Origin of the sequence: Marinomonas sp. FW-1 (assembly GCF_005222245.1) — a bacterium.
Taxonomy (GTDB): domain Bacteria; phylum Pseudomonadota; class Gammaproteobacteria; order Pseudomonadales; family Marinomonadaceae; genus Marinomonas; species Marinomonas alcarazii.
In genome coordinates this window covers 692956-711247 of sequence record NZ_CP025987.1, presented here as the reverse complement: position 1 = coordinate 711247, position 18292 = coordinate 692956, and the positions used below count along the sequence as shown (strand labels likewise).

The 18292-nt window shown below is 43.2% G+C and carries 17 protein-coding genes; 6 read left to right on the top strand and 11 right to left on the bottom strand.

The annotated features are described in order from the left end of the window. Window positions 1-2: 2 nt before the first annotated feature. The gene (locus C1X04_RS03295) at window positions 3-1055 is read left to right on the top strand and encodes a GGDEF domain-containing protein (protein WP_254682320.1); all 1053 of its coding nucleotides are present in this window, start codon (window positions 3-5) and stop codon (window positions 1053-1055) included. A 53-nt stretch (window positions 1056-1108) separates the two neighbouring features. Continuing rightward, window positions 1109-2110 (top strand): GGDEF domain-containing protein, encoded by a 1002-nt coding sequence (locus tag C1X04_RS03290; protein WP_110575766.1) that lies wholly within the window; start codon window positions 1109-1111, stop codon window positions 2108-2110. On the opposite strand, the gene C1X04_RS03285 is transcribed toward C1X04_RS03290, so the two are convergent. From C1X04_RS03285 to C1X04_RS03240, 10 genes are all read right to left on the bottom strand, one after another. Next, window positions 2107-2328, bottom strand: a complete 222-nt coding sequence (locus C1X04_RS03285; RefSeq protein WP_110575768.1) for a VF530 family DNA-binding protein — start codon at window positions 2326-2328, stop codon at window positions 2107-2109. The genes C1X04_RS03290 and C1X04_RS03285 overlap by 4 nt on opposite strands. 117 nt (window positions 2329-2445) lie before the next feature. Continuing rightward, window positions 2446-3594 (bottom strand): Gfo/Idh/MocA family protein, encoded by a 1149-nt coding sequence (locus C1X04_RS03280; RefSeq protein ID WP_137169167.1) that lies wholly within the window; start codon window positions 3592-3594, stop codon window positions 2446-2448. Window positions 3595-3613: 19 nt separating this feature from the next. Beyond that, complete coding sequence (locus tag C1X04_RS03275; RefSeq protein WP_137169166.1) at window positions 3614-4666, bottom strand: sugar phosphate isomerase/epimerase; 1053 nt, start codon at window positions 4664-4666, stop codon at window positions 3614-3616. Window positions 4667-4675: 9 nt separating this feature from the next. Beyond that, a complete protein-coding gene (locus C1X04_RS03270; protein ID WP_137169165.1) occupies window positions 4676-5815 on the bottom strand; it encodes a Gfo/Idh/MocA family protein in 1140 nt (379 codons plus the stop codon). Further along, a complete protein-coding gene (locus C1X04_RS03265; protein WP_110575776.1) occupies window positions 5812-6576 on the bottom strand; it encodes a sugar phosphate isomerase/epimerase in 765 nt (254 codons plus the stop codon). The genes C1X04_RS03270 and C1X04_RS03265 overlap by 4 nt, the downstream gene beginning before the upstream one ends. 38 nt (window positions 6577-6614) lie before the next feature. After that, complete coding sequence (locus C1X04_RS03260; protein ID WP_110575778.1) at window positions 6615-7688, bottom strand: ABC transporter ATP-binding protein; 1074 nt, start codon at window positions 7686-7688, stop codon at window positions 6615-6617. A 4-nt stretch (window positions 7689-7692) separates the two neighbouring features. Further along, window positions 7693-8586: a carbohydrate ABC transporter permease gene (locus C1X04_RS03255; RefSeq protein WP_137169164.1), complete on the bottom strand. Its 894-nt coding sequence runs from the start codon at window positions 8584-8586 to the stop codon at window positions 7693-7695. Window positions 8587-8595: 9 nt separating this feature from the next. Then, window positions 8596-9513 carry a carbohydrate ABC transporter permease gene (locus tag C1X04_RS03250; RefSeq protein ID WP_110575781.1) on the bottom strand — a complete coding sequence of 306 codons (918 nt, stop codon included), beginning with the start codon at window positions 9511-9513 and terminating at the stop codon, window positions 8596-8598. Between the two features lie 97 nt (window positions 9514-9610). Next, entirely contained in the window at window positions 9611-10804 is a 1194-nt protein-coding gene (locus C1X04_RS03245) for an ABC transporter substrate-binding protein (protein WP_175404885.1), read from the bottom strand. A 215-nt stretch (window positions 10805-11019) separates the two neighbouring features. Continuing rightward, window positions 11020-12009, bottom strand: a complete 990-nt coding sequence (locus tag C1X04_RS03240; RefSeq protein WP_137169163.1) for a LacI family DNA-binding transcriptional regulator — start codon at window positions 12007-12009, stop codon at window positions 11020-11022. 160 nt (window positions 12010-12169) lie between these two features. Between C1X04_RS03240 and C1X04_RS03235 the strand changes: the two genes are divergently transcribed. Then, entirely contained in the window at window positions 12170-12457 is a 288-nt protein-coding gene (locus C1X04_RS03235) for an HlyU family transcriptional regulator (protein WP_137169162.1), read from the top strand. Between the two features lie 18 nt (window positions 12458-12475). Beyond that, window positions 12476-13486, top strand: a complete 1011-nt coding sequence (locus tag C1X04_RS03230) for an alpha/beta hydrolase (RefSeq protein WP_137169161.1) — start codon at window positions 12476-12478, stop codon at window positions 13484-13486. A 1-nt stretch (window position 13487) separates the two neighbouring features. Here the strand turns inward: C1X04_RS03230 and C1X04_RS03225 are convergent, their stop codons facing one another. After that, complete coding sequence (locus tag C1X04_RS03225; protein ID WP_137169160.1) at window positions 13488-14321, bottom strand: SDR family NAD(P)-dependent oxidoreductase; 834 nt, start codon at window positions 14319-14321, stop codon at window positions 13488-13490. A gap of 154 nt (window positions 14322-14475) precedes the next feature. Here C1X04_RS03225 and C1X04_RS03220 point away from each other — a divergent pair, with 154 nt between their 5' ends. Continuing rightward, window positions 14476-16098 (top strand): methyl-accepting chemotaxis protein, encoded by a 1623-nt coding sequence (locus tag C1X04_RS03220; protein WP_137169159.1) that lies wholly within the window; start codon window positions 14476-14478, stop codon window positions 16096-16098. A gap of 227 nt (window positions 16099-16325) precedes the next feature. Continuing rightward, window positions 16326-17957, top strand: a complete 1632-nt coding sequence (locus C1X04_RS03215) for a methyl-accepting chemotaxis protein (RefSeq protein ID WP_137169158.1) — start codon at window positions 16326-16328, stop codon at window positions 17955-17957. Window positions 17958-18292: the final 335 nt, after the last annotated feature.

Here is an 18292-nt window from a genome sequence, read left to right as displayed (position 1 = left end):
ACATGATAACTCAGACCAGCTCCTTATTATTAGAGACAAGAGACATACTGCATAAGTGGCTTAGCCTTGCCACCAGTGCCATTATGATTTTTTTCTGCTTCGTAAATATCGTTATGTTAAACCAAGTAACTATCGGGGTTATTGATGGCGTCTTTGGGCTACTGAATCTATATTCTTTTAGAAAAGCTTTATTAGAAAAAACGCATGAATGGCATCATTATATGTTGGCTTTTTCAATGACTGTCGTTGTTTTATCTTCCTTTTATTTTGCAGATCTAAGAGCAGGTTCTATCTATTGGCTTCTTATTCTACCGCCTTTATATTGTCTATTAGCAGGTCCTAAACTTGGTCTTTTCTATACAATTATCTTGTCCTTACCTGCCCTTGCTATTTTATTCATTAAATCAGATACAGAAGACTTCCTTCCCTATCGGTCCATTCTTAATTTCGTATTAGCCTATTTTTTGTCCTACGGTATTTGCTATTTATACGAGAGTCAGTACGCAAAAAGCAGTCTCCTACTCGAAAGAATGGCTTTCCAAGATCCATTAACAGGGGCGCAAAACCGTCATGCATTAAAACTGTTTTTTGACAATTTTAATAACGTACCGGTTGATCCATTCTTAAAATATGAAACAGAAGAAACTCGCTTATTGATCATTGATATTGACTATTTTAAAAGCGTAAATGATGAATTTGGTCATGATGTTGGTGATTCAGTGTTACTTGAAATGACTGAGCTACTTCACTATTTGATACATGATGAGCACGTTTATCGTATAGGCGGAGAAGAGTTTCTGATTACTTTGAAAAACCACACACAAAACCAGGCTTATGATTTTGCTGAAAAAATTCGAAAAGAAGTCGAAAAAACAGTGTTCCGAGCCCATCAACAAAGCATTAGAATCACCGTTAGTATTGGTATAGCACAACTTCAAAAAGGGCAATCCTTCAGAGAGTTTTTACGAGACGCCGACAAAAATCTCTACTCCGCAAAAAATAAAGGCCGTAATTTGGTCCATTATGGTCCAATGAATGTATCCGAGGCGGTTTAGTCGACTATGTTGATCTACGACTTTTTGGCACATCCTCTTAAGCGAATTAATTCATGATGACCACAAGACATCTTCCCCAAACGGCAGTCAGTCCGGCATCATTCCACAAATGGTTAAGCATCCTAATTTGTGCATTGAACAGCATATATTTCCTACTTAACATGATTACAATGCAAAAACTGGGAATTGGTGCCGTACAATTTATTGTCGCTATTTTTAGTGGTTATTGTTTTTATACTTCATCAAAAGGCCTATACCGACCTTGGCACAGCTACACTTTGCTTTCATTACTCACTCTCAACATTTTACTGTCTATCTCAATAATGGAGCTCGTAGCCGGCGCAACCTATTGGGGACTCGCCTTACCCTTCTGGTACTACAGTCTATTTGGTTTAAAAAAAGGCTTTATTTTTAGCGCTGTGGTGATTTTATTGTCTGCGGTGGTCATACTTATTCGCACCGATACAAATATATTCATGCCGTTTAGAACGGTGTTTAACTTCACACTTGTCTATTGTTCTATTTGGCTTGTGTGTCATATTTACGAAGTTCAAAACCAAAAAACGAGTAAGTTTCTACGCTCTCTTGCATTACAAGACGGCCTGACAGATTTGCAAAATCGTCACGCTCTTAAAGCTGATTTTAGAGCCTTCCATAACAGCTTCGACTGTCTGCACATGCTGATTATTGATATTGACCACTTCAAAAACATCAATGATAAATATGGGCATGATATTGGCGACTCTGTGCTTATTAACGTCGCGAATGTGTTGAAAGAGTGTGTTCAAGGCAAAGAAATCTATCGCTTAGGAGGCGAGGAATTTGTTGTTTTATATATAGATATTAGTGATATGGAAGCCTACACTAAGGCAGAAGAAATACGCATAGCAATAGAAAAAAGTGTATTCTACAGCCACAAGGAAGACATCAAACTGACTGTAAGTATAGGCGTGAGTTCACTTCACCCCGACCATGAATTTGCCGATTTTCTTCGAGCTGCGGATCAAAAGCTCTATCAAGCAAAACATGAGGGTCGAAATAAAGTTTGTAGTTAACGGCTAAAGGTTTCCAGAAAAAGCGCTTCAACCTTATCTCTCGCCCAAGGCGTTTTACGTAAAAATTTAAGACTGGATTTAACCGATGGATCACTTTTAAAACAGTTAATATTGATACGAATTGCCAACTCTTCCCAACCATAATGTTCCACTAGATCCGTGACAACCTTCTCTAGTTTGACACCATGCAATGGGTTATTAGCTTGTGTTCCGACCATATCTACTTATTCCTGTGATTCAATTAACGAAGTAGCAAGAGTATACAGCAAGCAAGAAAAAGCCGCTTTAAAGATCATGCGGCTTATCCTTGTTTCAACCTAACTTAGTCTCAACACCTAATGCTCTAAAGACACCCACTGACCATTTCTTTGGCTCGAAAGTACACTCGCTGAGATAAAGCGCATTCCATGTAACCCTGTTGCTAGAGTCGGTAAATCGGGGTTAAAAGTAGATGACAATAGCTGCTCTGCAAACTCAGCATACAAATTAGCAAACGCTTCTAAGTAACCTTCAGGGTGACCAGAAGGAATACGAGAAACCAATGTGGCCGCTTCGCTTAGATAACCATTACCGCGTCGGAGACGTTGGCTTGGTTCACCTAACACAGAATAAATCAGCTCATTAGGTGATTCCTGATGCCATTCTATGCCAGCTTTATCGCCATAAATCCGCAATGACAAGGCATTCTCATTACCTGGCGCCACTTGGCTCGCCCACAAATGGCCTTTGGCTCCGTTTTCATAGCGCAGCAAAATATTAGCATCATCGTCCAAAGTTCGACCTTCTACCCAAGTGGATAAATCCGCCAAGATTTCTTTTGCCTGAGTATTACCAACAAAACACGCCAGCTGATAAGCATGGCTGCCAATGTCTCCCATGCAACCTGCAATACCTGCCTGACTCGGATCAGACCGCCAAGCCGCTTGTTTATTACCAGTTTGCTCTAACGAATGTGTTAACCAATCCTGCACGTATTCCACTTGAATAGAACGAATTTTGCCAAGCTTTCCCGCCTTCACCATGGATCGTGCTTCGCGTACCATAGGATAAGCTGAATAATTATGGGTTAATAAAAACTGCGCTTGGCTTGCTTGTGCAACTTGATAAAGTGCTTCTGCCTCTTCAAGAGTCGCGCTTAAAGGCTTATCACAAATCACGTGAATCCCTTGCTTTAAAAACGCCATCGCTACGGGAGCATGTAGGTGATTAGGTGTCACAATGGACACTACTTCAATACCATCGCTACGCTCGCTTTCTTGCTGTGCCATTTGCTCGAAATCCACATAAGATCGAGCAAGGCCAAGTACCTTCGCTGATCGCTCTGCTTTATCTTTCTGGCTCGATAAAGCTCCTGCCACCAGCTGATAATGATCATCAAGGCGAGCAGCAAACCTATGAACTTCACCGATAAACGCACCTTCACCGCCGCCAACCATGCCAAGACGTAAACGGCGCTTTTGTGTGTTTTCTTGTTTTCCCGACATGTTCTTTCCCTCCAAACTATTAGAGCCCCAACATACGACGATTCGCTTGCGCGTCGACACCGCTGTCAGCAAAATCATCAAAAGCTTTATCGGTCACGCGGATAATAAAGTCTTGGATATGCTGTGCGCCTTCACGGGCTCCATCTTCTGGATGCTTCAAACAACACTCCCATTCCAACACCGCCCAGCCTACAAAATCATAAGTGGTGAGCTTAGAGAAGATCCCCTTGAAATCCACCTGACCATCGCCAATAGAACGAAAACGCCCAGGGCGATCTACCCAGTTCTGGAAACCTCCATAAACACCACATTTTCCATTCAAATTAAGCTCTGCATCTTTGACATGGAACATCTTGATGCGGTCATGATAATGGTCAATAAAGGCCAAATAATCCAAGTGTTGCAATACAAAATGGCTCGGATCATAAAGGATATTCGCTCGTGGATGATGATCTACTTCCTCGAGAAAACGCTCGAAGGTTACACCATCATGAAGATCTTCACCGGGATGAATTTCGTAACACAGATCGACGCCAGCTTCGTCAAAGGCATCAAGGATCGGCTTCCAGCGTCGACCCAGTTCTGCAAACGCTTCTTCAACTAAGCCTGCTGGTCGTTGTGGCCAAGGGTAAAAATAAGGCCACGCCAGAGCACCGGAAAACGTAGCATGAGCCGTCAAGCCAAGACGCTGTGACGCCTTGGCTGCCATTTTAAGTTGCTCCACAGCCCAAGCTTGTCGTGCAGCAGGGTTGCCTCTTACGCTAGCATCCGCAAAACCATCAAACGCATCGTCATAGGCAGGATGCACTGCCACCAGCTGACCTTGTAAATGCGTAGACAACTCCGAGATAACCACGCCGTGTTTCGCTGCCGTCGCAATTAACTCATCACAGTATTTTTGGCTGCTCGCCGCCCGCTCCAGATCCATCAAACGCTTATCCCAAGTAGGAACTTGCACGCCTTTATAACCCAAAGCAGCAACCCAGCCACAAATGGCATCAAAGCTATTAAAGGGCGCTTCATCGCCCACAAACTGCGCTAAAAAAATAGCGGGTCCTTGTATCGTCTTCATAATTCCCTCCTAGAAACAAGCAGCAAGTAAGGCTTTAGCAGCTATTGGATCAAGCGCTCGTGGACGATCACAATGGGTGGTCATCTTGATAGATTGCCCACTCTCACCTGAAGCCAAAATCGCCGTCATGACTTCCACACCATGCAAAGCTCTGTCCAGCGCACACATATGATCTCGCCCCATATGGATCGCCATTACCATTTCTGCCAAACCTGCAGTGCGATAATTCGCCTTTGCTAGCTCGCCATGAATTTGATTGGGCACGCCAAATGGGTGATCCCATACTTGCAAGGGTGTCTCACGACCATCCTGAATCAGCGATACTTTCCCACCAAAAAAATTAGGGTCAGGCAAATACATAGAACCTTTACTGCCGTATAGCTCCATATGGGAATGTTGATGAGCCTTTACATCCCAACTTGCTCCTAACGTAATGACTGCGCCACTTTCAAAAGTCAAAATAGCATGTATAGTCGTCGGTGTTTCGACGTCTATCATCTCGCCAGATCTTGGTTGGCTGGTGATCTTGCGTTGTTTACGAGGAATCGCTGTCTTGGCAATTACCGATTCCACAGGACCTAATAATTGAATTAAATTAGCAATGTAATACGGACCTAAATCAAGAATAGGGCCACCACCAGGTTTAAAGAAAAAGTCCGGATTGGGATGCCAACTCTCCATTCCTGCGCTCATCACATGGCAAGTACCCGAGTACACTTCGCCAATTTCTCCCTTGTCCAATAAATGCCGTGCAAACTGATGGGAGCCACCCATAAAGGTGTCGGGGGCACTCCCGACTTTTAACCCCTTCTTGAGTGAAAACGCTTTCATTTTTTGCCCTTCTTCAAGACTCAAAACCAAAGGCTTTTCTGAATAAACATGCTTACCCGCTTCTAGAGCCTGCATACTCACGGCATAATGCGCTGCGGGGATGGTTAAATTAACAATAATATCAATATCTTGAGAGGCTAATAATTGATCTACTGTACGCGATTCAATGCCGTACTTCTGTGCTTTCGTTACCGCCAATTCAGTGTTTAAATCCGCACAGGCTAAAATTTTGAAACCACCAAACTGTGGCGCCAAAGACAAATAGCTGTCAGAAATATTTCCGCAACCAATCAGCCCAACATTCAAAATCGTTTTCATACTGTTGCTCCTTTTGCTAAGGCCTGCGCCCCTTTTAGGGCTCGATTGGCAAAGCGCGATAAATCATTAGGGTTATCATGCTCCATCACAAACGCATTGGCTGGCGTTGAACGCACTACTGGCCACCAGTCTCGCCAAGGCAAAGTTCCGTGGGTAAAATCAGCCCAGCCATCTTCATCTTGGCATTCGCCTTCTGGGGCGATGTCTTTTAAATGCACAGCGCAAATTCGGTCACGATACCTAGAGAGCCACTCAGCCGGATCCTGCCCCCCTCTGACTACCCAAGACACATCCATTTCCCATTTAATATTCGGGCCACCTTCTAGAATCAACGACATTGGCAAAGAGCCATCGGCTAACGGTTCAAACTCAAAATTATGGTTGTGCCAAGCAAATTCAAAGCCAGCATTGATGGTTTTTTCTCTAATAGTTTCTAAGCGCTGCCCGAATTCAAACCAACCTTGTGCACTATCTGGCCGTTGATCGGGCATAATAAAGGGGCAAATAATGGTGTGCATATTTAGCGTCTTAGCGATATACAAAGCTTGCTGAATGTTATTTTCCAACATAGCCAAATCAAAATGTCCGGTTGGCATAGTTAACTGATGCTTAACTAATAAGCTTTTCAGCTCATCCAATTGGCCATACAAGCCGCCATAACCTTCTACCTCTCTGTAACCTACTTGATGTAAAAGGCTAAATACCTCATCAAGAGATTGTGTATTGCGGGCACTATAAAGCTGAAATGAAAATTCGGTCATATCGTTTCCTTTTTATTTTTATTGCGATAATTATTGGCTTAAAGGCGTACTTCACCTTGCTTAGCAAAGAGATGAGCTTTTTTCGGATCAAGATAAATATCAGCGTCTTCATCCCATTTAAGCTGATGATCTCCATGAACTTTTACCGACCATTTACGGCCCATAAAATCAAACCAAACAATGGTTTCATCCCCCATTGGTTCTAAGATATCAATCTTGGCAGAAATCAATTTCACATAACCATCACGAGGTTCAAGCGCCAAATGCTCAGGCCGAATTCCCAAAAAAGCGTTCTCGTCATGATCACCTTGATTAATAAACTCATAGCCCATTAAGTTGACTCGGTAATCTTGATAAACGAAATTTTCGCCTACGATGCGGCCTTCCAACAAATTCATGCTTGGCGAGCCGATAAATTGCGCGACAAACAAATTACAAGGCTTATGATAAATATCCGCTGGCGTACTTAATTGCTGAATTTCGCCATTTTTCATGATGGCAATCCGATCCGCTAAGGTTAGCGCCTCTACTTGATCATGAGTCACATACACCATGGTATTTTTTAATTTTTGATGCAAACGCTTAATTTCTACCCGTAAATCCGCGCGCAACTTAGCGTCTAAATTCGATAAAGGCTCATCGAATAAAAACACCTCAACATCTCGTACTAAGGCTCGCCCTATCGCCACACGTTGACGCTGCCCACCAGACAATTCTGAAGGTTTGCGGTGCAATAGAGGCTCTATTTGCAAAATTTTAGAAGCACGATCGACTCGCTCGCGAATCTCACCTTTGGCCATGCCTTTCACTTTCAAACCAAAAGACAAATTCTTTTCCACTGTCATCTGCGGATACAAAGCATAAGACTGGAATACCATGCCAATACCACGATCTTTAGGCTCCTCCCAAGTCACATTGCGATCATTGATCCAAATCTGCCCTGCAGAGATATCCAATAAGCCAGCGATGCAATTAAGCAAAGTCGATTTTCCACAACCGGAAGACCCTAAAAGAACCAAAAACTCACCCTTTTTAATATTAAGATTAAGTTGCTTTAAAACATGGGCATCTTGGTACTTAAGATCCAATTCTTTAATAGATATACTGTTCATAGTCTTACCCCTTCACCGCGCCAGCCGCTATGCCACGCACAAAATATTTGCCAGACAACAAGTAAATAGCCAACGGCACAAGCGCCGTAAGAATCGTTGCGGCCATATTCACGTTGTATTCACGTACGCCAAATGTTGTTGCCACTATATTGTTTAATTGCACTGTCATGGGTAAGTTCTCACGACCCGCAAAAATTAACCCCAATAAGTAGTCATTCCAAATCCCGGTAGTTTGTAAAATCACCGCAACGACTGTCACAGGAATGGATAACGGCATCATGATTTGAAAGAAGATCTGCCAAAAATTTGCGCCATCTACTCGCGCAGCTTTAAATAATTCATCGGGTAACGATGAAAAATAATTGCGGAATAACAAGGTCATGATCGGCATACCAAAGATGGTGTGAATCAAAATAATCCCAGTTAAAGAACCATAAAGTCCCACTTCACGAAGGAAAATAATCAGTGGAAAGATCACCACTTGAAATGGCACAAAAGCCCCAAACAAGAGAATGCCAAACAATAAATTAGAGCCTTTAAAGCGCCAAAAGGACAAAGCATAACCGTTAATCGAACCTAGGATGATAGAAATCGCCACACTCGGAATGGTGATCTTCACCGAGTTCCAAAAGCCTGTTTGAATGCCATTACATTCCACCCCAGAACATGCCTCGCCCCATGCCTTTACCCATGCAGCAAAACTTGGGTCGCCAGGTAACGAAAAAAGCTCCCCTAAGCGAATCTCAGGCATGCCTTTTAGCGATGTAATCAACATCACGTACAAAGGAATACAAAAGAAAACGGCAGCACTGAATAAAAATGCATAAACACCAAGCCGTGAGACTGTGGTTTTTTTCGGTTTTGGCCCATGTGGACCAGTTAATTGAATCTGTTCCATGATCGACTCCTAATGTTTGGCTGGACGAACATATTCGCGATAAATCCAGGGACCAATTACCAAGAGCACTGGAAGCAACATCATGGTTGCCGCCGCCATTCCCAAGCCCACATTGCCACGGGCTGTAATGTGATCAATAACGAACTTCGCAGGCATTTCCGTCGACATACCAGGGCCGCCACCAGTTTGCGCGACAATCAGGTCATACACTCGCACGACACCAACGGCTAGTAATACGACGGAGGTAATCATTACTGGTCGCATCATTGGCAAAACGATAAAGAGGTAGGTTCTCCACGCTGGAATACCATCCACACGAGCCGCTTTCCAGATTTCGCCATCAATGCCTCGTAAACCTGCCAACATCAGAGCCATTACTAACCCAGACGACTGCCAAACGGCGGCGATTAATACACCATAAAGTGCGTACTGCGGATCAACCAAAGGCGCGAATTCAAATGATTCCCAACCCATACGTTGAATAACATTTTGAACGCCAAGAGAAGGCTCCATCATCCATTGCCACACCAAGCCAGTCACGACCAAGGACATCGCATAGGGATACAAAAACAAAGTCCTAAAGCCGCTTTCAAAACGGACTTTCTGATCAAGAAACACCGCCATAAAAAAGCCCGAGACTAAACAAAAGGCAATGAATAAAATTCCATACAAAAATAAGTTTTCTACAGACACCACCCACCGGGACGTTCCCCAGAGGCGTTCATATTGGTCTAATCCGACCCAATTAAAGTTTGGAAACAAGCGTGATTTCGTGAACGAAAGCATCACCGAATAACCGACACAAACCACAAATACGCCAATTGCAACAATCGCCATGGGCGCACTTGCTAATAACGAAGAAATTTGAATTCGTTTCGTACGTCGCGGGGTCGATACTTTTGCTGTATTAGCCATAGTCTCTTCCATCTTAAACTCCTTTTTGAAACACAAGAATTGACCGCCAGTACTGCATCTTCAGCACTAAATACTAGAGAAAACTGGTGGTTATTCTGATTATCGAAGGTTACTCAGCGTCTTCGATAATGCCTTTGAAAATGCTAAGTGCATTGTCGACAGACATACTTGGTTCGTTCCAAAAAGTAGAGACTAAATCTTGAACCTGCCCATTCGTATCTTCCGTAATGTAATTATTTGCAGGTGTAATAGTCGCTTTGGGATCATCCAACAAAGCGAGACCTTTTTTCATACACGCATCCGCCACTTTTAAGTCAACATCGGCACGTACTGGCAAAGAGCCTTTAGTATTGTTAAATTTTGCTTGAATAGTTGGATTTAACATCATTGAAGCCAGCTTCAATTGCGCAGCTTCAAGGTTTTTATTAGAGGATTTAGGAAAGATAAACGCATCTCCGCCTAAAGTGAGAGAAGGACGTTTAGCGGGTCCCGGAATACAGCCATAATCGACTTCGGCAACTTTTCCTGCCGCAGCAAACTCACCACGAGCCCAGTCACCCATTACTTGTGCAGCCGCTTTGCCAGTGATAACCATGTTAGTGGCATCATTCCAATTTCGACCAGGCGCACCCTCATCGGTAAATTGTCGTAATGCACCAAAAGTTTCAAACACCTTACGCATTTTATCGCTGCTAGCAGCCTTTGGGTCCTTATCTTTCCATACACTGTTCCAGAATTTTTCATCTGTCACGCCAATCATCACTACGTCAAAAACATGGCGTTCCTGCCAACCTTGCCCACCAAAGGCCAAAGGAATATAACCCGCGTCACGAATTTTAGGCGCAACAGTCAAAAACTCTTCCCATGTATGAGGTTCTTTCACGCCAACATCAGCAAAAACTTTCTTATTCGTCCAAAGCCATTGATTAGAATGGATATTGACTGGCACACAATAAATGCCGCCGTCTTTCATACAAGGATTTAAGATACTCGAAGGACGAATAAAGTTTGTCCAACCTTCTTTCTCTGCAACCGGAGTGAGATCTAGGAGAAGACCTTCTTCAATCAATTCTTCGAACTGACGAGAGGTGTTGAATTGTGCGGCGCCCGGTGCATCACCACCTAGAATGCGCTGCATAGTAAGTGCTCGCGCGTTTTCGCCTAATGCGACAGCGGTATCCATCCACTTGTCGTTGCCCAGTTTATTAAATTCCTCGGCCAACACTGTGACGGCTTTTTGTTCTCCGCCAGATGTCCACCAATGAATGACTTCAATATTGGCCGCTTGGACCGACGCACTCATAAATCCTGCCCCTATTGTGGCAGCAAACAGTTTTTTACCCATCATATTATTTTTATCCTCTATTGGGTTTTTGTCCTCAAAACTTCCTTAAGAAAGACTTGAGTTGAAAACGGTAAAACTTGAAATGAAACCGCTTACATGAACAAATATTAGACAATAATATGACCCCGTCAATACATTTCATTCATTTGTTTTTTACAGTATGGATGTTTGACCTAAGCTGATTGGCGAACGATTAGCTCTGGGAAAAAGCTGTTTTTTACAGGAAATTGAATATCATAAACACGGTTTAAAAGCAGGTATGCTGTGGCTTCAGCCATATCGTATAGCGGCAATTTTATGGTGGTAATACTTGGGGAATAATACTTAGACATATCAAGGTCATCAAAACCTATGATTGCGATATCTTCAGGGACCTTAATACCTTGCTCAGCACATACATGCAGTGCTCCCATCGCCATAACATCATTAGCAAAAAAGATTGCCGTTGGCCTATCTTCACGCTCTAAAATAGATTGCATATGAGTCATACCGGAATTTGCACTAAAGTTGCCTTCGAGTTGAAAATACAGATTTAAACCCGCATTTTGCAGCGCTTTTTGACAACCTAAATATCGCTGGTTAGCATCATGCTTCCATAGTGGACCAGTAACTGTCGCAATTTTTCGATGACCTTTATCAATAAGATATTGGGTCGCCATTTCACCACCCGCAAAGTTATCAAAAGAAATAGTATGATCATCACCACCTGGAAAAGTCTGGTTCAAAACAAAGACAGGACAGCGTAAATTAATCTGTGATATTTCCTCTTCTGATAAAAAATTAGTAATAATAACTAATGCATCGACTTGACGCTTAATCAAAAACTCAACCGCATCACGCTCTCCCTCCAACGAGCCATTGCCACTGGCGATAATGACATGACGATCGCCGCCACGTAGGGCCTTTTCAACACCACTTGCCGCCGGTCCGTAGTAGGCAGTATCGATACGAGACGCCACCAAACCAATGGTATAAGTTTTATTACTGGCAAGAGATCTAGCCGCCTGATTAGGGCTATAAGATAGTGTCTTAATCGCCTCTAATACACGAGATTTCGTCTCATCTTTAACTGGAACCACACCACTTAACACTCGGGAAACTGTAGCTTTTGACACACCCGCTAGGGTTGCAACTTGGCTAATCGTACTCATCGCTTTTTTCAAACTAATATCCTAAGAAAAAGAAACGTCAAAAAGTTAGTATACTTCGACAGAAGGATTATCCTGTGGTAATTCTGTAATCGATAGAAATAAATAATACGACGGTGTTTGACTATTACAATAAATCCCCGAAAAATAGAGAAAAGTATAGGAGAATGTATTAATGGGTATCTTATCTAGCCTTAAAGGGCTATTTGCTGGCGGCGAAAGCGCACCAGAAAAAACAGAAGACGTCGTAGAGCACAAAGGCTTTTCAATTGTACCAGCACCAATGAAAGATGGTGGTCAATACCGAGTAGCGGCAACCATTACCAAAGGTGAAGGCGAAGAGCAAAAAGTACACAATTTCATTCGTTCAGATTTAATGCCAAACCGTGACGAGTGTATTGAGATTACATTACGCAAAGCCAAGCTTACGATTGATCAACTTGGCGATAGTATTTTCAAATAATTGATAAATAAGGCAATTATGAGCGCACCGATAGGACAACACTGGAAACTGGTTAATGACTGTGAAGACCTATTAGGTGCCGACTTTAGGGCTCGTACCTTTGCCTTTGCTGGGCCCAAAACACAAGTACACACAACTCTAATTAATCACCTTGGTAACCCATCGGCAACCAAAGCCATATTATACGTACATGGCTATACGGATTATTTTTTTCAAGCCGGATTAGCCGAGCATTTTATTCAACTTGGCTATCGTTTCTATGCGATTGATCTTCAAGGCTACGGACGCTCTATTCGCCCTTCGACACCGCCGAATTGGTGCGAGTCCCTTGAACAATACGGTCAAGATTTAGACATTGCACTGGCTACGATGAAAGCTGATGGGGTGGACGATGTTGTCATTTTAGGACACTCAACAGGCGGACTTGTCGTCTCCACTTATTTAGCTCAGCCTTATGCTTTACCAGAACGAGAAAGTTACTATCAAAAAGCCTTTCCAACTATTAGCGGCTTAATTTTAAACAGCCCATTTTTGGCTCTCCCTTTCCCTCCTGCGGTGCTTAAGCGCGTTAGCTGGCCTATTCGAATCCTAGTATCATTGTTGCCTTTTTCTTATTTACGCGCCAAGAAGTTCACGCTTTATGCCAAAACAATACACTGTGCATTTGGTGGTGAATGGGATTACCGGTTAGATTGGAAACCTGCGCAAGGTTTTGATTTATCCTTCCATTGGCTAAGAGAAATTATTATTGCGCAGCGAAACTTATCCAATCAGCGCATAACAATTCCAACCTTGCTGTGTCGCTCAGACAGCAGCACCATCGGCAAAAAAACCGTTCAGGAAACTCAACAAGGCGATGCGGTGTTAGACATTGACAGTATGCAAGCCGCCGCAGATAAAATCTTCAGCAACCTATCAAATGCCATCATACCGCAAGGCTTTCACGACCTTTACTTGTCTCATCCACCAGCTCGAACGGCCTATTTATCAGCAATGACAAGCTGGCTGGAAACACAAGATAACACCTAGGTTAAGCGCCTTGACGTCGCATCACCCAATCTAACAAACAGGTTGGCAATACTCGCTTCATAATAACGGCACCATACGTTGGTAAGGTCACGTAATAACGGGCTTTCGGACGTGGCGACTCTAATGCATGAATCAACTTATCCACTACAGCGCTGGCGGGCAAAGTTTGTGATGACGTCACGCCCTCTTTACTCAGGCGAGCAATCGCCTCTTCATAACCAGCCTGATGACGACTGCTTTGCATATCAATATTGTTTTGCAAAGCCACCAAAGCATTCGCTCTAAAGCGACTTTCAATAGGGCCTGGCTCAATTAAGCTAACTTTAATTGGAGTATCTGCTAACTCCAAGCGCATCGTGTCTGTTAAGCCTTCTAAGGCAAATTTGCTCGCGTTGTAAGCACCACGGAACGGCGCAGCGACCAAACCAAGCACAGAGCTGTTATTCACGATACGGCCGAAACCTTGCGCTAACATGATTTTTAGTACTTTGGTTGTGAGTTCATGAGTACCAAAGAAATTACACTCAAACTGCGCTCTTAACGCATCAACGGGTAAATCTTCCACGGCCCCAGGTTGACCGTAAGCGCCATTATTAAACAAAGCAAAAAGCTGACCGTTAGTGATGGTCAGTGTTTCTTGCAAGCCCTTTTCTATCGAAGCGGAATCCGCTAAATCCAACTGTACAACGTGTTTTATGCCCTTTGATTTCAAGCTCTCTACGTCTTCTTGCTTACGGCAGCTTGCCACTACGATGAAATCACGCTCTTGGAGCATTTTTGCGGCCTCAAGGCCGATCCCTGATGAACAGCCAGTGATAAGTACAGAGTATTGCATTGCGATTCCTTTTGATGAGAAACAGTCGTTTTTAGATGTTAACAAAATGTCAGGCAAAGTGCCTTTACCTTGATTTCAATCACAGTCAGCAAGATCCCCTAGGCTCATAATCATTTCTTATAAAGCGAATAACGACTCAGTGAGGGAATACTAAATGAATCTTAGTTCTATCAAAGTAAGCTATAAGCTCTGGGCACTAATAAGTGCTTTGGTAATGCTCCTCGTCATATTCAGTGCTATTGCCTATAGCGAACTCCATAGTGAATTGCTAAACGCTCGACAGCTACAAGTGAAAGAGCAAGTCGATAATGCCTACTCCCTCGTAGAATATTACGGTGATCAAACGTCTATCATTGGCGAAGAGCAAGCCAAAAAATCCGCTTTAGCGGCAATTGCTGCCCTGCGTTTTGGAAAGGATGGCTATTTTTGGGTTAATGATATGAACGCCAAACTGCTCATGCACCCTTTCAAACCTGAAATAACAGGTAAAGACATGTCGACAGTCACCGACGTCAATGGCTTTCATCATTGGCAAGAAATGGTTTCTGTGGTGCAAAAGAAGGGCGAAGGCTATGTCCATTACGCCTATAAAGGCCCACAAGTTTCACAGCCTGAAGACAAGGTCTCTTACGTAAAAGGCTACAAACCATGGGGATGGGTCATTGGCAGCGGTGTACTGTTTAGCGATGTAAAAACGATCTTTTGGAGTGCTGCACAAAAATCAGCTGCGATTGAGTTCATTCTTATACTTCTTGCCTTACTTGCGAGTGTCACCATTGTTCGAAACATCACACGTCCACTTAAGTCCGTCACTGAACATCTTCAACACATCTCGGATGGTGATCTCACTAAGCAATTAGATATGCAACGTGGAGATGAAATTGGCATTTTAGCCAATGCCGCAAACCATGTATCGGTTTCACTAAATGATACCCTGTTGGAAGTTGATCATGCCATTACCGAGCTGCAAGCCGTTTGCGTACAAATGCAAAGCAACAGCCTACACACGAAGGAAGGCATGGATCACCAATTCCAAGAAGTCGAAATGCTTGCCACTGCAATGAATGAAATGTCTTATTCCATTCGTGACGTCGCGCAGCACGCCAAAGACACAGCTGAGGCTACGCAGACAGTACAAAACATCACCCGTCAGAGCAGCCAAGATTTGGATGCCACTAACGCAGACATTCAAAGCCTAACCAAGAATATCGAAGGAGCAAATGACGTCATCATTAAACTGCTTGAGCAAACAGGCGACATTGACTCTGTATTAGGTGTGATTGGTGATATCTCTGAGCAAACCAATCTACTTGCTTTAAATGCGGCCATCGAAGCCGCACGAGCAGGTGAACTAGGTCGCGGATTTGCTGTTGTCGCCGATGAAGTCCGCTCCCTAGCCAGCCGAACTCAAGGCTCCACTGTTGAAATTCGTACTATTATCGAAAAGCTTCAACACCAATCAAAAGAAGCCTCTACGTCCATGGCAGCCAGTACAGCACAAGCTGAACGCGGTGCAGACATAATGCATGATGCCGCCGAAAAATTGAAAAACATGTTAATACAAGTAGACGATGTATCCGCTCGTAGTCATCAAATCGCCTCAGCCGCTGACCAGCAAGGCACAGTCGCAGAAGAGATAAATCACAATATCATGGGCATTCGAGAGGTGTCTGAAAAAGTGCTTGAAGACTCACAACAAGTATCTGAAGGGAGCACCATGATTGCCAAAATGACCGATGAGCTAAGTAAAAAAATCAAACAATTTCAATTCGCTTAACAACTCCACCCAAACAACTTCCCCCCTAAGAAGATAACAGGCAGCCAAAAAATAGCGTGTTATCTTCTTCCTTTTTTTACATCACCTCGGCCTTTCTCTTCACAACCTATAGACCGTTAAAAGCGCATATAAAAAAGCTATTAGAGCCATCTAAATAACTGACTGTCTCTCACTACTTAACTCGTTAATAATCCCACTATCAATCAAATCCTCCTAGGAAAGCAAATATGTTATCCAAGCTATCTATTTCAAGAGCAATGCAGTTAGGCTTTGGCATAACCATCAGCATGGTTATCGCGCTGGGCATTTACCTTATTTTGGTTATTAGCAATGTTCGAAACCAATTCGACACCTTAGTCAGCGAAAACCTACAAATACAGTCCACTATCTCGGATCTACGTTATTACACGGTCACTTACCGTCGATTCGCCTTAGATTACGGTTTAACAAATAGTCCAGATGAACATAGAAACATTCAAAAGACGATTGATGAAAATGATCAGAAGGTTGAAAAATCGTTAGCGCATATAAAATCCATTTCCTACATTCCAACGGTAAACAACTTCATCCCAACATTCGAGCAGCGCATTAACGATTACCGAAAAATGCAAAACCACTACATTAGCCTCATAGACCAAGGTGAAATAGACACAGCGCGTGCTGAAATGCTTGGCTCCATGTTAGCGCCATTCAACACCATAGTGAGTTCACTGACTCAGTTGCAGCAAGAATTAGTTGCGCAAGGCATTAAAGTCAAAGATCAAGAGTCTGCGGCTATGAGCAAAGCCATCTACATTGAAGGGGCCGTTGGACTAATCGTATTACTTTTTCTGATTTCTTTTGGCATTTTGCTTTCCCGTAAAGTAAACCAGCCACTCCAAAAATTGATTAATCAAATGCAGAAAGTCGAAAAAGGAGACTTACGTACTCGCTTAACATTAAGTGATTTTGCCGATGATGAGCTTGGCAAGGCGGCAGCGTCCTTTGACCAAATGCAACAAGGCATTTGTCGACTGGCCTTGGACGTACAGAAAAACACCGAACTATTGGATCAAACCAGCATAAATTTGCTTGAACGAGTCAATCACACGACACAACGCCTAGAAGGACAAAAAAGCGAAATCAGTGCGGTTGCATCAGCCATGGCACAAATACAAGCAGGTTTTTCCGACGTCGCACAACACACCGTTTCCGCCGCCGAAAGCTCTAAAGATGCCAGAAGCCACGCAGCAACAACTCGTAATGTTATTCAGGAAACCTTAGTCCAAACTGAAACACTGTCTAATGCTATTGCTGAAGCATCGGATGTGATTGAAAATCTAAAAAATGACAGTGCCAACATTGGCATGATTTCACAGGTAATTCGTAATATTACCGATCAAACGAATTTATTAGCGCTCAATGCTGCGATCGAATCCGCCAGAGCAGGTGAAGCAGGCAGAGGCTTTGCCGTAGTTGCGAACGAAATTCGCACCTTAGCGCAGAAAACCCAAGACTCTATCGATGAAATAAATCAAACCATCGAAGTTCTTCAAAAGCACGCTGGAGAAGCCGTTAAAGTAATGGACATCAGTGAATCGCAGATGAATTCAGGCCTTGAGAAAGTACGTTTGAGCCACAGCAGCATTGGTAGTGTATTAGAATCGACCACAACCATTGATGACATGAGCCAGATGATTGCAGCAGCAACAGAGCAACAATCACACGCAGCAAAAGAACTGAACCGTAGTATTCATGAGATAAGCCAAGCTTCCCAAGAAGTTCATCAGGATATCCGCGAAACTAAACAACTAAGCGAAAACCTAAAAACCGCCAGCATTAACCTAAGTGAAGTTTCTGCTCGCTTTCAACTAGCCTAATCCCTTCAAAGATCTCTCGCTCATATGATCGAGAGATCAAGTTCCAGGGGTTAAAGTTCACTGCCAACATAAACGCTTATCCCTAAACGAACCTTAAAAAGACTAGCAGTAAGAACGACCACATTGTGAATGTCACTAAGCTTGCAAACCATACTGCAGATTAGTAAATAATGAGAATACCCAGCCCTCAATAAACCAACCACCCTCACCTATTGTTTATTAGATAAATCTAATTTAAACTCTTTTTAATTCCAATGGCGTATAAATATATTCCACAAACCTATAATAAATCAGACGCAAGCCACTCATACGCCAAGCAAAGCATGACCATCAGG

What these genes read in the sequence shown, in the direction of transcription:
- C1X04_RS03280 (WP_137169167.1), bottom strand. Translation starts at nt 3,594, where the DNA reads ATGTCGGGAAAACAAGAAAACACACAAAAGCGCCGTTTACGTCTTGGC.
- C1X04_RS03220 (WP_137169159.1), top strand. Translation starts at nt 14,476, where the DNA reads ATGAATCTTAGTTCTATCAAAGTAAGCTATAAGCTCTGGGCACTAATA.
- C1X04_RS03275 (WP_137169166.1), bottom strand. Translation starts at nt 4,666, where the DNA reads ATGAAGACGATACAAGGACCCGCTATTTTTTTAGCGCAGTTTGTGGGC.
- C1X04_RS03255 (WP_137169164.1), bottom strand. Translation starts at nt 8,586, where the DNA reads ATGGAACAGATTCAATTAACTGGTCCACATGGGCCAAAACCGAAAAAA.
- C1X04_RS03215 (WP_137169158.1), top strand. Translation starts at nt 16,326, where the DNA reads ATGTTATCCAAGCTATCTATTTCAAGAGCAATGCAGTTAGGCTTTGGC.
- C1X04_RS03235 (WP_137169162.1), top strand. Translation starts at nt 12,170, where the DNA reads ATGGGTATCTTATCTAGCCTTAAAGGGCTATTTGCTGGCGGCGAAAGC.
- C1X04_RS03225 (WP_137169160.1), bottom strand. Translation starts at nt 14,321, where the DNA reads ATGCAATACTCTGTACTTATCACTGGCTGTTCATCAGGGATCGGCCTT.
- C1X04_RS03230 (WP_137169161.1), top strand. Translation starts at nt 12,476, where the DNA reads ATGAGCGCACCGATAGGACAACACTGGAAACTGGTTAATGACTGTGAA.
- C1X04_RS03250 (WP_110575781.1), bottom strand. Translation starts at nt 9,513, where the DNA reads ATGGAAGAGACTATGGCTAATACAGCAAAAGTATCGACCCCGCGACGT.
- C1X04_RS03270 (WP_137169165.1), bottom strand. Translation starts at nt 5,815, where the DNA reads ATGAAAACGATTTTGAATGTTGGGCTGATTGGTTGCGGAAATATTTCT.
- C1X04_RS03265 (WP_110575776.1), bottom strand. Translation starts at nt 6,576, where the DNA reads ATGACCGAATTTTCATTTCAGCTTTATAGTGCCCGCAATACACAATCT.
- C1X04_RS03245 (WP_175404885.1), bottom strand. Translation starts at nt 10,804, where the DNA reads ATGAGTGCGTCGGTCCAAGCGGCCAATATTGAAGTCATTCATTGGTGG.
- C1X04_RS03295 (WP_254682320.1), top strand. Translation starts at nt 3, where the DNA reads ATGATAACTCAGACCAGCTCCTTATTATTAGAGACAAGAGACATACTG.
- C1X04_RS03290 (WP_110575766.1), top strand. Translation starts at nt 1,109, where the DNA reads ATGATGACCACAAGACATCTTCCCCAAACGGCAGTCAGTCCGGCATCA.
- C1X04_RS03260 (WP_110575778.1), bottom strand. Translation starts at nt 7,688, where the DNA reads ATGAACAGTATATCTATTAAAGAATTGGATCTTAAGTACCAAGATGCC.
- C1X04_RS03285 (WP_110575768.1), bottom strand. Translation starts at nt 2,328, where the DNA reads ATGGTCGGAACACAAGCTAATAACCCATTGCATGGTGTCAAACTAGAG.